Here is a 14,434-nt window from a genome sequence, read left to right on the forward strand (position 1 = left end):
ATGCCGCGTTTTTTAGCTCCGCTGCTGTTGCTATGCCTGACCTTCAATGCCCACGCCGACAGCTACATCACCCGCCTGTTGAATAAACCGGTGCCGGGGGGCGTGGCCGTGGTGGACCTGGGTGCTTCTGCACAGGCGCCAAAAGCCAGCTACCAAGGCAAGTCGGTGCTGGTGGTCAAGGAACAGAACAATTGGCTGGCGATTGTCGGCGTGCCGTTGACGGTTAAACCGGGCACGCAGCAGGTCAGCAGCGGCGGTCGCACGCTGAGTTTCACGGTCGGCAACAAGAAGTATCCGGAACAGCACATCACCCTGAAGAACACGCAGCAGGTCAATCCGAACCCGGAGAACCTTAAGCGCATCGAAGGTGAACTGGCCGAGCAAATCGCCGCCTACCGCACGTTCAGTCCGAATACCCCGAGCAACCTGCTACTGGACAAACCAGTCAACGGGCCGCTGTCGAGCAAGTTCGGCGTTCGCCGGTTCTTTAATGGCGAAGAGCGCAATCCCCACTCGGGCCTGGATTTCGCCGTGGGCGCCGGTACACCGATCAAGACTCCGGCGGCGGGCAAGGTGATCCTGATCGGCAACTACTTCTTTAATGGCAATACGGTGTTCGTCGACCATGGGCAGGGCTTTATCAGCATGTTCTGCCATATGTCGAAGATTGACGTGAAGGTGGGGCAGCAACTGGCGCGCGGCGGTGTAGTCGGGAAAGTCGGCGCCACCGGGCGGGCGACCGGGCCGCACATGCACTGGAATGTCAGCCTGAATGATGCGCGGGTGGATCCGGCGATTTTTATTGGTGCTTTCCAGCCCTGAATCTTCTTTGAGGCGACTGGCCCATTCGCAATCAGGCTCGCGATAGGGCCTTCACTGCCGCCGCTTATTCAGCGTCCAGATCCTCAATACCATGGACCTCCCGGTTCGCCAGACAATTGCTGATCCATGTTTGAGTGTCTTGTGAGAAGCCAGCCAATTCTTCAGCCGTGATCAACTCGCGGGCACACAACGCCAGCAAGTGAGAGCTGGCGTCATTGCGTGAGAACCTGAAAGCGCCAAATGCCCAATACAGCTCCTTTTGCCCGGCTTTGAGCAGCTCTTCGCTCGCTTCAATTCGATCATAAGGCGCTTGGCTTCTATCCAGCACCGTGCGCTCGACTTCGTCCATGATCCGGTTACACATCCGCTCATGGGCCAACGGGCGCAACGCACTGTAAAGCTTCCAATCCGACTCGTTCATCGCTGACTCCTGCATTCCAGTCGTCTGGTTGAGGCTTTAAGAATAGCTGCCGTCACCAAGACAAGGCTGCCAACTTTCAATTGCGCACCCTTCAAACCTCGCGCAAACATCAACACAATCACCCGGTCTGACCGCAATAAAATCTCGATAATCCCGACTATTCGAGTATTCCTCTCAATTTTTTTCGACTGCTTGCCATCCTCAATCACGGCGGTTAGGGTTGAAGGCATGAAAACCTCTCACACCCTCATTCAGCTTCGTCAGCACCGCAGCCTGTGCCTCGTCAGTGCACGACTGCCAGGCTGAATCGCGGTGCCTCGCCCCACGCTTTTCCCCAAGAACATTGATCCACCGGCAGGCCGCCTTTTTTCGGCCCACACAATAAGGATTTCCCGATGAGCATGCTCAAAGACCCGTCTTCGAAATACCGCGCGTTCCCGACCATCGACATCCCGGACCGTACCTGGCCATCGAAGACCATCACCGCAGCGCCGATCTGGTGCAGTTCCGACCTTCGTGACGGCAACCAGTCGCTGATCGAACCAATGGACGCAGTCAAGAAGCTGCGTTTCTGGAAGACGTTGGTGCAAGTCGGTGTGAAAGAGATCGAAGCGTCGTTCCCGGCCGCGTCGCAAACCGACTTCGACTTCGTGCGTACCCTGATCGAAGGCAACCACATCCCGGACGACACCACCATCCAGGTGCTGACCCAGGGCCGTGAAGACCTGATCGAGCGCACTTTCGAATCCCTGCGCGGGGCGAAGAAAGCCATCGTTCACTTGTACAACGCGACCTCCCCGTCCTTCCGCCGCATTGTCTTCAACCAGGACAAGGAAGGTGTCAAGGCCATCGCCGTGAACGCCGCCAAGCTGTTCGTCAAATATGCCGCCCAGCAACCGGACACCCAGTGGACCTTCGAATACTCGCCGGAAACCTTCAGCGCGACCGAATTGGAGTTCGCCAAGGAAGTCTGTGACGCGGTCATCGAAGTCTGGAACCCGACGCCTGAGCACAAGGTGATCCTCAACCTGCCGGCCACCGTCGAATGCGCGACCCCGAACATCTATGCCGACCAGATCGAATGGTTCGGCCGTCACATCAACCGTCGTGACAGCGTGATCATCAGCCTGCACACCCACAACGACCGTGGTACGGGCGTGGCGGCCACCGAACTGGGCCTTATGGCCGGTGCTGACCGTGTCGAAGGCTGCCTGTTCGGTAACGGCGAGCGTACCGGTAACGTTGATCTCGTGACCGTGGCACTGAACCTCTACACCCAGGGCATTCACCCTGAGCTGGACTTCTCCGACATCGACGGCGTGCGCAAAGTCGTTGAAGAATGCAACCAGATCCAGGTGCACCCACGCCACCCCTACGTCGGCGACCTGGTTCACACCGCGTTCTCCGGCTCCCACCAGGATGCGATCCGCAAGGGCTTTGCCCAGCAGAAACCGGACGCCTTGTGGGAAGTGCCGTACTTGCCGATCGACCCGGCCGACATCGGCCGCAGCTACGAGGCGGTGATCCGCGTCAACAGCCAGTCGGGCAAGGGCGGTATCGCCTACTTGCTGGAACAGGAATACGGCATCAGCTTGCCGCGTCGCATGCAGATCGAGTTCAGCCAGGTGGTACAGCGTGAAACCGATCGCCTCGGCCTGGAGATGACCGCCCAACAGATCCACGCGTTGCTGCACAGCGAGTATTTGCAGGCCAACACCCCGTATGCGCTGGTCAGCCATCGCCTGCAGGAAGAAAACGGTCACAGTGCCGTGGAAGTGGAAGTCTCGGGCAAAGGCCAGGGCGAAACCAACCTGCACTGGCGCGGCAAGGGCAACGGCGCGCTGGAAGCCTTGGTGGCCGGCCTGCCGATCCCGGTGGAAATCATGGACTACAACGAACACGCAATCGGCGCGGGCACCAATGCCAAGGCAGCGGCTTACATCGAACTGCGTGTGAACGGTGAACGTGCGGTGCATGGCGTCGGTATCGATGAAAACATCACCACCGCGAGCTTCAAGGCCCTGTTCAGCGCGCTGAACCGCTCCCTGAGCCAGCCGGAAGCGAAAGCGGCGTAAGCGTTCGCGGCAATGCAAAAGGCCCCGAGGTGAAAACCTCGGGGCCTTTTTGTTTGCCTGGCATTTTTAGGGTGCCTGTCATGGCCTCTTCGCGAGCAGGCTCACTCCCACAGGAGGCTTCGGGTGCACACAAAATCTCTATTCACGCGATCCACTGTGGGAGTGAGCCTGCTCGCGATAAGGCCGGCTCAGGCTGCCGAGATATCAGGTGAACTCGAACGTATCTGCATCGAGATTCGCCGGAAACCGTGTGCGATAGGCTTGCAGATCCGCCGCATTCAGTACTACCTGAAACACACCATCGGCTTCGCCGGCACTGAGCAATGTCTCACCCTGGAAATCCAGCACCTGGCTATCACCGGTGTAAGCAAAGCCTTTGCCGTCGGTACCGATGCGATTGACCGCCGCCACGTAGCACAGGTTTTCAATCGCCCGCGCTGGCAGCAAACGGTTCCAATGCTGACGACGCGCGCCGGGCCAGTTGGCGGTGTAGAGCAGCAAGTCAGTGTCTTGTGCATCGCGACTCCAGACCGGGAATCGCAAGTCGTAGCAAATCAGCGGCCGCACACGCCAGCCCTTGAGCTCGAACTGCACCTGGCGCTCGCCCGGTGTGTAGTGGTTGTGCTCACCGGCCATGCGGAACAGGTGACGCTTGTCGTAGTGCCAGACTTCCCCGTCCGGCCGCGCCCACAACAATCGATTGCGGTGGCTGCCATCAGCGGCCTGGACGATGACGCTGCCGGTGATCACCGCATCAAGTTTCGCCGCCTGGACGCGTAGCCATTTGCTGGTCGGACCGTTTTCCGCTTCGGCGAGGGTCTGCGATTCCATGGAAAAACCGGTGGTGAACATCTCCGGCAGAATGATCAGATCCGCCCCGCGAGCCTGCTCAAGCAATGGCTCGAAATGCTCCAGGTTGGCCTGACGGTCGTGCCAGGCCAGGGTGGTCTGGATCAGCGCGACGTTCAGATTGGGCAGTGCACTCAGATCACGCATAGTTTTGCCGCTGCTTCACGCAACGTCTCCTCGCGTTTGGCGAAGCACAAGCGCACCAGGCGCTGGCCTTCAGGTGGTGTCTGGTAGAACACCGAGATCGGGATGCTCGCCACGCCATGTTCACGGGTCATCCACAGCGCCATTTCGACGTCATTGAGGTCCGGGCGGATCTGCGAATAATCGACCAACTGAAAATACGTGCCGGTCACGCGCTTGAAGCTGAAACGCGACGATGCCAGCAGATCGCAGAACAGATCGCGCTTGGCCTGGTAGAAACCCGGCAGTTCTTCGACGTGTTCAGGATGTTCGGCCATGAAGTCGGCCAAGGCGTATTGCAGCGGGGTCACGCCGCAGAAACTGACGTACTGGTGAACCTTGCGCAGCTCGGCGGTGAGCGCCGGCGGTGCGACCACGTAGCCGGTTTTCCACCCGGTGACGTGATAGGTCTTGCCGAAAGAACTGACCACGAAGGCGCGCTGATACAGCTCTTCGTGATTCAGCACGCTGACGTGAGGCACGCCGTCGAAGACCAGGTGTTCGTAGACTTCGTCACTGACGATGTAGATGTCGCGATCCCGAATCAACGCTGCCAACTGGTCCAGCTCGGCACGGCTGATCAGCGCGCCACTCGGGTTATGCGGAGCGTTCAGCACGATCATCCGCGTGCGCGGCGTAATCGCTTCGGCGAGTTTCTCGAAGTCGATGGAAAAATCATTCAGACCCAGTTGCACATGCACGCATCGCCCACCGGCCAGCTCCACCGACGGCTCGTAGCTGTCGTAGCACGGATCGAACACGATCACTTCATCGCCGCTGTGGATAACCGCTTGAATCGCACAGAAGATCGCTTGGGTGGCACCGGGAGTGACCGTCACTTCATGGTCGGCATCCACGCTGACGCCGTAGGTGCGGGCGATCTTCGCCGAAATCTGCTGACGCAGCGCCGGCAGGCCGGTCATCGGTGAATATTGGTTGTGGCCATTGGCAATGTGCCGACCGACCGCATCGCACAGGGCTTGCGGCGCATCGAAATCAGGAAACCCCTGGGACAGGTTGATCGCCCCGGTTTGCGCCGCGAGCTGAGACATCTGAGTGAAGATAGTGATGCCGACATTCGGCAGCTTACTGGTGATCATCGGTAGCCCCTTGCAGGTGAGCTGCAAGTTTCAAGCTGCAAGCTGCAAGTGGTCAAGCAACAAACCATCAGACACAAAAAAGGGCTCTGACTTGAGCCCTTTTCTGCAGTGAGTTGAAGCTTGCAGCTTGATACTTAAAGCTGCTTCTATTTCTTATCGCGGCGCTTTTTGTCGGCCTTTTTGTGGTGCGACATCATGCGACGCTTCTTGTTGACCTGACGGTCGGTCAGCGTGGTCTTTTTGCCTTCGAACGGGTTCTCGCCGCCCTTGAACTCGATGCGGATCGGCGTACCGACCAGCTTCAAGACACGACGGTAAGTGTTTTCCAGATAACGGACGTAAGACTTCGGCACCTTCTCGATCTGGTTACCGTGGATCACGATGATCGGCGGGTTCGCACCACCCAAGTGGGCATAACGCAGCTTGATCCGGCGGTTGTTGACCATCGGCGGCGCGTGCTCGCTGACCGCATCTTCCAGGATCGTGGTCAGGCGGTTGGTTGGCCAGCGGGTAACCGCAGACTTGAACGAGTTCTGTACGGAGGCATAGAGGTTGCCCACGCCCGTACCGTGCAGGGCCGAGATGAAGTGGATGTCGGCGTAGTCGACGAAGAACAGTCGACGTTGCAGCTCGACCTTCACGAAGTCACGCTCGCTCGGCGTCATGCCGTCCCACTTGTTGATCGCGATCACCAGCGCACGACCCGACTCAATGGCGAAGCCCAGCAGGTTGAGATCGTGATCGACCACGCCCTCGCGGGCGTCCATCACAAAGATCACCACGTTGGCGTCTTTGATCGCTTGCAGGGTTTTGACCACGGAGAACTTTTCGACTTCTTCGTGGATCTTGCCGCGCTTGCGCACACCGGCGGTGTCGATCAGCGTGTACTTCTCGTCGTTACGCTCGAACGGGATGTAGATGCTGTCACGAGTGGTACCAGGCTCGTCATAGACGATAACCCGGTCTTCACCGAGCATGCGATTGACCAGGGTCGACTTGCCGACGTTCGGGCGGCCGATGATGGCGATCTTGATCCCGTCTTTTTCGCTAGGGCCAGGAATGCGCTTGGCTTCCTCGCCTTCGGCAACGATCTCTTCCTCGCCTTCTTCCTGTTCGTCATCGTCTTTCGGGAAGTCGCTCAGGGCGATTTCCAGCATCTGGGTGATGCCACGACCGTGGGCGCCGGCGATCGGAATCGCGTGGCCCATGCCCAACGGGGCGAACTCGGCGCGGGCCATTTCAGGGTCGATGTTGTCGACCTTGTTGGCAACCACGTAGGAACGCTTGTTACGTTTGCGCAAATGCTCGGCGATCATCTGGTCGGCGGCGGTAAAACCGGCCTTGGCATCTACCAGGAACAGAACGACATCCGCTTCTTCAATGGCCAGCAACGACTGCTCGGCCATTTTTTCGTCCATACCGTGCTCGTCACCGGAGATACCGCCGGTGTCGACCAGAATGTAGGAACGCCCTTGCCACTTGGCCTCACCGTATTGGCGATCACGGGTCAGACCGGACAAGTCGCCGACGATGGCGTCGCGAGTCCTGGTCAGGCGGTTGAACAAGGTGGACTTGCCGACGTTCGGTCGGCCCACCAGGGCGATTACGGGAACCATGCGGCTCTCCACTTCGTTATTTCAGAAAATACAAAAGCCGCTGCGAGGCAGCGGCTGGTGCTCGGGGCAGCGCTTGAGGGCGCTGCGAACCCCGTGGTTACGGGGCTGCCTGGGGTTTAACCCCAAGCATAGTCAAACCTTTACTTAATGGTCAGGGCTTCCAGTTTGCCACTGTTGCCATACACATAAATCGTGTCACCCACCACCAGCGGACGGGCACGCAGGCCGTCGCTGTCGATGCGCTCGCGGCCGACGAAACGACCGTCCACCTGGCTCAGCAGGTGCAGGTAGCCTTCCATATCGCCGACTGCAACGTAGCTGGAGAACACTTCCGGAGCTGACAGTTGACGACGAGCCAGCGAATCGTTGCTCCACAAGGCTGTGGTGGAACGTTCGTCGACGCCTTCAACAGTGCCCGAAGACAGGCTCACGTAAACGCTGCCAAAACCCTGCGCGACGCCGGCATAGCTGGAAGCATCACGCTGCCAGAGCTGACGACCGCTTTGCAGGTCCAGTGCCGCAACGCGACCCTGGTAGCTGGCGACGTATAGCGTTTCGCCGGACAGCAGCAGGCCACCGTCGATATCGACCACACGCTCCAGTTCCGAACGACCTTGTGGAATCGCGACCCGTTGTTCCCACACCGGCACGCCGTTGGAAATATCGAGAGCGACCACTTTACCGGTCGACAGGCCAGCCACCGCGAGGCGGTTGGTGACGATCGGTGCGCTGGTGCCGCGCAAGGTCAGGACCGCAGGCGTGCTGTCATACAACCAGCGCTGGGTGCCGGTGGCGGCATCCAGACCAATCAGACGGTCGTCCTGAGTCTGAACCACAACCACGTCACCGTTGTTGGCCGGCGGTGCGAGTACTTCGCTGGACACGCGAGCGCGCCATTTCTCTTCACCATTGATCGCATCCAGAGCAACGATTTCGCCCTTGATGGTGCCGAACATGACCAGACCGTAACCCACGCCAACGGCGCCGGAAACAGGCAGTTCAAGGTCCTTCTTCCATTTGACGTCGCCGTTGCTGCGATCCAGCGCCATCACCACACCGGTGACGTCGGCAGCATAGATGGTATCGCCTTCGATCGCCGGAACCAGCATGTTGTAGGTTTCGCCCTGACCGTCACCGATCGAACGACTCCACTGCTTTTGCAGAACCACTTCTTCTTTGAAGTCGGTCAACTCGGCCGGTGGCAATTCTTTTTTGCTGTTGCTGCTGCAACCCGCGGCCAAAATGGCCAGAGCCAGCAATGCTGCATGTTTCCAACGGATCACGTCACGCATCCCCTTTGGCCAGGTCGTCCAGCTTGATTTGTAGGCCACCGACCGCCGCTTCATCCGACAGTGCCGCCTTGGCTTTTTGATACGCCGTGTTTGCTTCGTCGGTACGACCCAACTGCACCAGCAGGTCGCCTTTGAGTTCTTCGCGCGTGGCCAGGAATGCCTTGTCAGCATCGCCTTCGAGCAGCTTCAGGGCCTCATCGACCTTGTTCTGCGCCGCCAGTACCTGCGCCAGACGCTGACGGGCGATTTCGCCCAGCGCCGGGTTGGCCGGTTTTGCCACGATGGCTTTCAGCTCGGTGGCCGCGTCGTCCAGCTTGCCGCTGTCGACCGCGACTTTCGCCACGAACAAGCTGCCGTACTGTGCATAGGCGCTACCGCCGAACTCGCTGTTGAGCTTGCCGGCCAGGTCCGAAACACGGGCGGCATCAGGCTTGCCGTCAGGCGTCAGCGTGGTTTCGAGCAATTGCTGATAGAGAATCGAGGCGCCTTGCGACTGATTGCTCTGATACTTCTGAAAGGCCTGCCAGCCGAACACGATGACCAGCGCCAACAGGCCGCCAGTGACCAGGGGCTTGCCGTTGCGTGTCCACCAGTCCTTCAAATCTGCCAGGTTTTCGTCTTCGGTACTCGACACCCCAATACTCCTTAATCGCTAAATCGGCTGTTTATGACAGCTTCAACCCTGCACGACGCAGGTGGCCAGGTGTGCAGCAAGCGCATCCCAGGCAATGCTTTGTTGTTCGCCCTGGCCACGCAGGGGTTTGAAACCTACCACTTGCTGGGCCATTTCGTCGTCACCGAGGATCAGCGCATACAGCGCGCCGCTCTTGTCGGCCTTCTTGAACTGGCTTTTGAAGCTGCCCGCGCCGGCATTGACTTGCAGGCGCAGGTTGGGCAATTGATCACGTACACGTTCACTCAGGGCCAGACCGGCCAGCTCGGCGGCTTCTCCGAAGGCGCAGAGGTAAACGTCGACCTGACGGGAGATCTCTTCCGGAATCTGCTCCAGGGTTTCAAGCAACAGCACCAGGCGCTCGATACCCATGGCGAAACCGACGCCCGGGGTTGGCTTGCCACCCATCTGCTCCACCAGACCGTCGTAACGACCACCGGCACACACGGTGCCCTGGGCGCCCAACTTGTCGGTGACCCATTCGAAAACGGTCTTGCTGTAGTAATCCAGCCCGCGAACCAGCTTCGGGTTGATCACGTAAGGAATGCCGGCGGTGTCCAGACGAGCCTTCAGGCCCTCGAAGTGCACACGGGACTCTTCGTCCAGGTAGTCGGCCATTTTCGGCGCATCGACCAGCACGGCTTGCGTGTCTGCGTTCTTGGTATCGAGCACCCGCAAAGGGTTGGTTTTCAGACGGCGCTGGCTGTCTTCGTCCAGCTTGTCCAGGCGGGACGAGAGGAACTCGACCAGCGCTTCGCGATAACGAGCACGGGACTCGGCGGTGCCCAGGCTGTTGAGCTCAAGCTTGACCGCATCACGGATGCCCAGCTCGCCCCACAGGCGCCAGGTCAGCACGATCAGCTCGGCGTCGATGTCCGGACCGTCGAGGTTGAAGACCTCGCAACCGATCTGATGGAACTGGCGATAACGGCCTTTTTGAGGACGTTCGTGACGGAACATCGGGCCGATGTACCAAAGTTTCTGCACCTGACCACCGCCGGTGATGCCGTGCTCGAGCACAGCACGCACGCAGGCCGCCGTGCCTTCAGGGCGCAGGGTCAGGGAATCGCCGTTGCGGTCGTCGAAGGTGTACATCTCTTTTTCGACGATGTCGGTCACTTCACCAATGGAGCGCTTGAACAGCTCGGTGAACTCGACGATCGGCATGCGGATCTGCTTGTAACCGTAGTTATCCAGCAGACGCGAGACGGTACCCTCGAAATGACGCCACAGCGGGGTCTGTTCGGGCAGGATGTCGTTCATGCCACGTATGGCTTGCAGAGACTTGCTCACTATAAATCCTTCAATTCGTTCGATCAGCCGCGGGCGATGACTGCCGCGTCGGCTTCGACCTTTTCGGCCGCTTTCTGGCGGATCAAGCGTTCAAGCTCATCCACCAGATTGTCATTCGTCAGTTTCTGCGACGGCTTGCCGTCGATGTAAATCAGGTTTGGCGTGCCGCCGGTCAAGCCGATATGGGCTTCCTTGGCTTCACCCGGCCCGTTGACCACGCAACCGATGACCGCGACATCCAGCGGCACCAGCAGATCTTCGAGGCGCCCTTCCAGCTCGTTCATGGTTTTGACCACATCGAAATTCTGCCGCGAGCAGCTCGGGCAGGCGATGAAGTTGATGCCACGGGAACGCAGGTGCAGGGATTTGAGAATGTCGTAGCCGACTTTCACTTCCTCGACCGGGTCGGCCGCCAACGAGATGCGAATAGTATCGCCAATCCCTTCGGCGAGCAGCATACCGAGGCCCACGGCGGATTTCACCGTGCCTGAGCGCAAACCACCGGCTTCGGTGATGCCCAGGTGCAGCGGCTGGACGATTTCCTTGGCCAGCAGGCGGTAGGCGGCGACGGCCATGAACACGTCGGAGGCCTTCACGCTAACCTTGAAGTCCTGGAAATTCAGGCGTTCAAGGTGCTCGACGTGACGCAGGGCAGACTCGACCAGCGCCGCCGGGGTCGGCTCGCCGTATTTCTTTTGCAGGTCTTTTTCCAGGGAACCGGCGTTGACGCCGATGCGGATCGGGATCCCGCGATCACGGGCGGCATCGACCACCGCACGCACGCGGTCTTCACGACCGATGTTGCCCGGGTTGATCCGCAGGCAATCAACGCCCAGTTCGGCGACGCGCAGCGCAATCTTGTAGTCGAAGTGGATGTCGGCAACCAACGGCACCTTGACCAATTGCTTGATCTTGCCGAAGGCTTCGGCGGCATCCATGTCCGGCACGGAAATCCGCACGATATCGACGCCAGCGGCTTCCAGACGATTGATCTGGGCCACGGTGGCGGCCACGTCATTGGTGTCGCTGTTCGTCATGCTCTGAACAGCGATGGGCGCATCGCCGCCGACGGGCACGTTACCGACCCAGATCTTGCGGGATTCGCGACGTTTGATTGGAGATTCGCCGTGCATGACTTATTGACCCAACTTCAGGCGAGCAGTCTCGCCACTGGTGAACGGAGCGACATCAACCGCCTGCCCGTTGTAGCTGACCTGCGCGCCACGGGCGAAGCCCAGACGCACGGCAAACGGTGGCTTGCCGCTGACGGAAACACTTTCGCCTTTACGCTTCAGACCGCTCAACAGCACTTTGCCGGTGCCATCGGTCACTTGCGTCCAGCAATCGGCGGTGAACTGCAGTTGAACCTGACCTTGGCCGGCAACCGGAGCTGCTGGTGCTGGAGCGGGGATGGTCGGCGTCACCGAAGCGCTTGCAGGCGGAGTTGATACAACAGGAGCCGTCGGAGCCGGCGCTACGGGAGTCGCGACAACCGGAGCGCTGCTGTGCGCCGGTGCAGCAGGCGCTGGGACAACGGGCGCAGTCGGCGCGGCGGCAGGCGCAGTGGCTTCAGTCCCGGCCGGTGCTTCAGTGGCATTTTCGGCTTGCGGCAACGCCAGCGCGGTTGCCCCGTCAACCTGACTTTCCGCGACGGCCTGGTCTTCCGGCTCGTCCAGCGGATGGATCTGGGTGGTGCCATCAGCACCTTCGACTTCGACGTGTTCCGGGCTCGGGGTGATCAGGTCCTTGGTGCGCTGGGAGGTTTGATCCTGCCACCAGACAAAACCACCGCCAATCACTGCGATCAGCAACAGCAGGCTGACAATGCGCAAAATAGTGTGGGAAACCCGAACCGGTTCTTCGATACGCCCCAGGCTGTGGACGTTGCTGCCCTGGGAGTCGGTGCCGGTGGATTGGTCGAACTGCTGGACCAGAACGGTCTGGTCCATGCCCAACAATTTGGCATACGCGCGAATATAACCGCGAGCAAAGGTGTGCCCCGGCAGCTTGTCGAAAGCGCCAGCTTCCAGATTACTCAAGGAATTAACGGTGAGGTTGAGCTTGAGGGCCACTTCAGCCAGCGACCAGCCATTGCTTTCGCGGGCCTGGCGCAAAGTCTCACCGGGGTTAACGCGATTCGCTGCTACAACTTCGGGATGCGCCGCTTTCATCATTGCTCCGACAGGTATTGCTGATATTCCGGCGTACCGGGATAGAGTCGTTTTAGTTGCAGGCCAAAACTGGCGGCCTTGTCGCGATCTTCAAACACTTTTGCCAGCCGAACGCCGAGCAATAGACTACGTGCATTTTGCTCGGTGAGCAGGCTAAAACGATCGTAATAGTCACGCGCGGGCACATAATGCCTGTCTTCGAAGGACAACTCAGCCATTTCCAGCAATGCACGCGGTTGTTGGCGGTTCAAACGCAGGGCTTTTTCCAGTTGCTGCTGGGCCAGATCACGCTGACCCAGCTTCGAAGCGGTCATGCCCAGGTTCTCGAACACCCGCGAACGCTCAGGATACAGGGTATCGGCGGCGGCCTGTTCAAAGCGCTCGTAAGCCTCTTTGTAACGTTTTTCTTCGAAAAGAAAGCTGCCGTAGTTGTTCAGGATTCGAGCATCGTCGGGGCGGGAAGACAGCGCCTTGCGAAAGTGCTGGTCTGCCAGTTCAGGTTCCATTTCAGCCTGAAACACCAACCCAAGCGCCGCATTGGCATCCGGGTCCGAGTCATCCAGATCCAAGGCTTTCTTCAACGGCACTTTCGCCCGTTCGGTCATGCCTTGCTGCAAGTACCCCAAGCCCAGTTGCACATAGGCAGCACGCGCTTCATCGCGACCTTTGCTGGTTTTCATCGGGTTGAAATCGCCCGACAGGACGCAACCAGCACACAGGCTGGCCAACAGCAAAAGCAGCGCAAAGCGCAGGGACATAGAGATCCTCTCTTGATTTATTCCGCAGCGTTTTGAGCCATATCGTTCTCGGCGTTCAACTCACGCACGGCGATATAACGTTCGCTGCGACGGGTGCGATCCAGCACCTGCCCTACCAATTGGCCACACGCGGCATCGATGTCTTCACCGCGGGTGGTGCGCACGGTGACATTGAAGCCGGCATGGTGAAGCTGATCCTGGAAACGGCGAATCGCGTTGTTGCTCGGGCGCTCGTAACCGGAATGCGGGAACGGGTTAAACGGAATCAGGTTGATCTTGCACGGGATGTTCTTGAGCAACTCGATCATCTCAACGGCATGTTCAACCTTGTCGTTGATGTCCTTGAGCAAAGTGTACTCGATGGTCAGCACGCGCTTTTCGCCCAGGGACGACATGTAGCGCTGGCACGACTCGAGCAGCATCTTAAGCGGATATTTCTTGTTGATCGGCACCAATTGGTTACGCAATGCGTCGTTTGGTGCGTGCAGCGACAACGCCAGGGAGACGTCAATGTGCTTGGACAGCTCATCGATCATCGGCACCACGCCCGAAGTGGACAGGGTCACGCGGCGCTTGGAGATCCCGTAGCCCAGGTCATCCATCATCAGATGCATGGCGGCCACGACGTTGTCGAAGTTCAGCAGCGGCTCACCCATGCCCATCATCACCACGTTGGTGATGGCACGGTCGGCGGTCGCCGGGATGCTGCCGAACGATTTATTGGCAATCCACACCTGGCCGATGACTTCAGCGGCGGTGAGGTTGCTGTTGAAACCTTGCTTGCCGGTGGAGCAGAAACTGCAATCCAGGGCACAGCCTGCCTGGGACGAAACGCACAAAGTGCCGCGCTTGCCCTGGGGAATGTAAACGGTCTCGACGCAGCTGCCGGACGCCACGCGCACTACCCATTTACGGGTACCGTCGGTGGAGATGTCCTCGCTGACGACTTCAGGACCGCGAACTTCGGCAATAGCCTTGAGCTTGTCGCGCAAGGCCTTGCTGACGTTCGTCATGGCGTCGAAATCATCGACGCCAAGGTGGTGAATCCATTTCATTACCTGACCGGCACGGAAACGCTTCTCCCCGATTGAGTCGAAGAATTTTTCCATTTCCAGCTGAGTCAGACCCAGCAGGTTGGTTTTTACAGTCGATGTAGTCATGGATTCACCTTCACTCATAAG

The 14,434-nt window shown here is 59.1% G+C and carries 13 protein-coding genes; 2 read left to right on the top strand and 11 right to left on the bottom strand.

Features of this window, described 5'->3' with window-relative positions; genetic code table 11:
* A complete protein-coding gene (locus tag HP062_RS14470; RefSeq protein WP_102593573.1) occupies positions 1-822 on the top strand; it encodes a peptidoglycan DD-metalloendopeptidase family protein in 822 nt (273 codons plus the stop codon).
* Between the two features lie 64 nt (positions 823-886).
* Here the strand turns inward: HP062_RS14470 and HP062_RS14475 are convergent, their stop codons facing one another.
* Positions 887-1,243, bottom strand: coding sequence for a hypothetical protein (locus HP062_RS14475; protein WP_169857881.1), 357 nt, complete (start codon positions 1,241-1,243; stop codon positions 887-889).
* Between the two features lie 395 nt (positions 1,244-1,638).
* Between HP062_RS14475 and leuA the strand changes: the two genes are divergently transcribed.
* Positions 1,639-3,318, top strand: a complete 1,680-nt coding sequence (leuA, locus tag HP062_RS14480; RefSeq protein ID WP_077749336.1) for a 2-isopropylmalate synthase — start codon at positions 1,639-1,641, stop codon at positions 3,316-3,318.
* A gap of 204 nt (positions 3,319-3,522) precedes the next feature.
* On the opposite strand, the gene HP062_RS14485 is transcribed toward leuA, so the two are convergent.
* The 10 genes from HP062_RS14485 to rlmN all read right to left on the bottom strand — a co-directional run bounded on the left by HP062_RS14485 (position 3,523) and on the right by rlmN (position 14,413).
* The gene (locus tag HP062_RS14485; RefSeq protein WP_010457836.1) at positions 3,523-4,314 is read right to left on the bottom strand and encodes an amidohydrolase; all 792 of its coding nucleotides are present in this window, start codon (positions 4,312-4,314) and stop codon (positions 3,523-3,525) included.
* Entirely contained in the window at positions 4,302-5,450 is a 1,149-nt protein-coding gene (locus HP062_RS14490) for a pyridoxal phosphate-dependent aminotransferase (protein WP_077749337.1), read from the bottom strand. The genes HP062_RS14485 and HP062_RS14490 overlap by 13 nt, the downstream gene beginning before the upstream one ends.
* 146 nt (positions 5,451-5,596) lie before the next feature.
* Positions 5,597-7,066 carry a ribosome biogenesis GTPase Der gene (gene der, locus HP062_RS14495; RefSeq protein ID WP_010457840.1) on the bottom strand — a complete coding sequence of 490 codons (1,470 nt, stop codon included), beginning with the start codon at positions 7,064-7,066 and terminating at the stop codon, positions 5,597-5,599.
* Between the two features lie 140 nt (positions 7,067-7,206).
* Complete coding sequence (gene bamB, locus HP062_RS14500; protein WP_042932605.1) at positions 7,207-8,358, bottom strand: outer membrane protein assembly factor BamB; 1,152 nt, start codon at positions 8,356-8,358, stop codon at positions 7,207-7,209.
* Positions 8,351-8,992, bottom strand: coding sequence for a tetratricopeptide repeat protein (locus HP062_RS14505; protein WP_010457845.1), 642 nt, complete (start codon positions 8,990-8,992; stop codon positions 8,351-8,353). Before HP062_RS14505 ends, bamB begins: the two co-directional genes overlap by 8 nt.
* A gap of 42 nt (positions 8,993-9,034) precedes the next feature.
* On the bottom strand, positions 9,035-10,324 hold the full coding sequence (hisS, locus tag HP062_RS14510; protein ID WP_010457847.1) for a histidine--tRNA ligase: 1,290 nt from the start codon (positions 10,322-10,324) through the stop codon (positions 9,035-9,037).
* Between the two features lie 23 nt (positions 10,325-10,347).
* A complete protein-coding gene (gene ispG, locus HP062_RS14515; RefSeq protein WP_010457850.1) occupies positions 10,348-11,457 on the bottom strand; it encodes a flavodoxin-dependent (E)-4-hydroxy-3-methylbut-2-enyl-diphosphate synthase in 1,110 nt (369 codons plus the stop codon).
* 3 nt (positions 11,458-11,460) lie between these two features.
* A complete protein-coding gene (locus HP062_RS14520; protein WP_077749339.1) occupies positions 11,461-12,495 on the bottom strand; it encodes a RodZ family helix-turn-helix domain-containing protein in 1,035 nt (344 codons plus the stop codon).
* Positions 12,495-13,253, bottom strand: a complete 759-nt coding sequence (gene pilW / locus HP062_RS14525; RefSeq protein ID WP_010457854.1) for a type IV pilus biogenesis/stability protein PilW — start codon at positions 13,251-13,253, stop codon at positions 12,495-12,497. The genes HP062_RS14520 and pilW overlap by 1 nt, the downstream gene beginning before the upstream one ends.
* Before the next feature lie 17 nt (positions 13,254-13,270).
* Complete coding sequence (gene rlmN, locus HP062_RS14530) at positions 13,271-14,413, bottom strand: 23S rRNA (adenine(2503)-C(2))-methyltransferase RlmN (protein WP_010457857.1); 1,143 nt, start codon at positions 14,411-14,413, stop codon at positions 13,271-13,273.
* Positions 14,414-14,434: the final 21 nt, after the last annotated feature.

It is taken from the genome of Pseudomonas sp. B14-6, from assembly GCF_013260315.1.
GTDB lineage: Bacteria > Pseudomonadota > Gammaproteobacteria > Pseudomonadales > Pseudomonadaceae > Aquipseudomonas > Aquipseudomonas mandelii.

Bases quoted from the DNA above. Each gene is read 5' to 3' on its own strand.
- leuA (WP_077749336.1), top strand. From the start codon at position 1,639: ATGAGCATGCTCAAAGACCCGTCTTCGAAATACCGCGCGTTCCCGACC.
- HP062_RS14485 (WP_010457836.1), bottom strand. From the start codon at position 4,314: ATGCGTGATCTGAGTGCACTGCCCAATCTGAACGTCGCGCTGATCCAG.
- pilW (WP_010457854.1), bottom strand. From the start codon at position 13,253: ATGTCCCTGCGCTTTGCGCTGCTTTTGCTGTTGGCCAGCCTGTGTGCT.
- bamB (WP_042932605.1), bottom strand. From the start codon at position 8,358: ATGCGTGACGTGATCCGTTGGAAACATGCAGCATTGCTGGCTCTGGCC.
- HP062_RS14490 (WP_077749337.1), bottom strand. From the start codon at position 5,450: ATGATCACCAGTAAGCTGCCGAATGTCGGCATCACTATCTTCACTCAG.
- rlmN (WP_010457857.1), bottom strand. From the start codon at position 14,413: ATGACTACATCGACTGTAAAAACCAACCTGCTGGGTCTGACTCAGCTG.
- HP062_RS14470 (WP_102593573.1), top strand. From the start codon at position 1: ATGCCGCGTTTTTTAGCTCCGCTGCTGTTGCTATGCCTGACCTTCAAT.
- HP062_RS14520 (WP_077749339.1), bottom strand. From the start codon at position 12,495: ATGAAAGCGGCGCATCCCGAAGTTGTAGCAGCGAATCGCGTTAACCCC.
- der (WP_010457840.1), bottom strand. From the start codon at position 7,066: ATGGTTCCCGTAATCGCCCTGGTGGGCCGACCGAACGTCGGCAAGTCC.
- HP062_RS14475 (WP_169857881.1), bottom strand. From the start codon at position 1,243: ATGAACGAGTCGGATTGGAAGCTTTACAGTGCGTTGCGCCCGTTGGCC.
- ispG (WP_010457850.1), bottom strand. From the start codon at position 11,457: ATGCACGGCGAATCTCCAATCAAACGTCGCGAATCCCGCAAGATCTGG.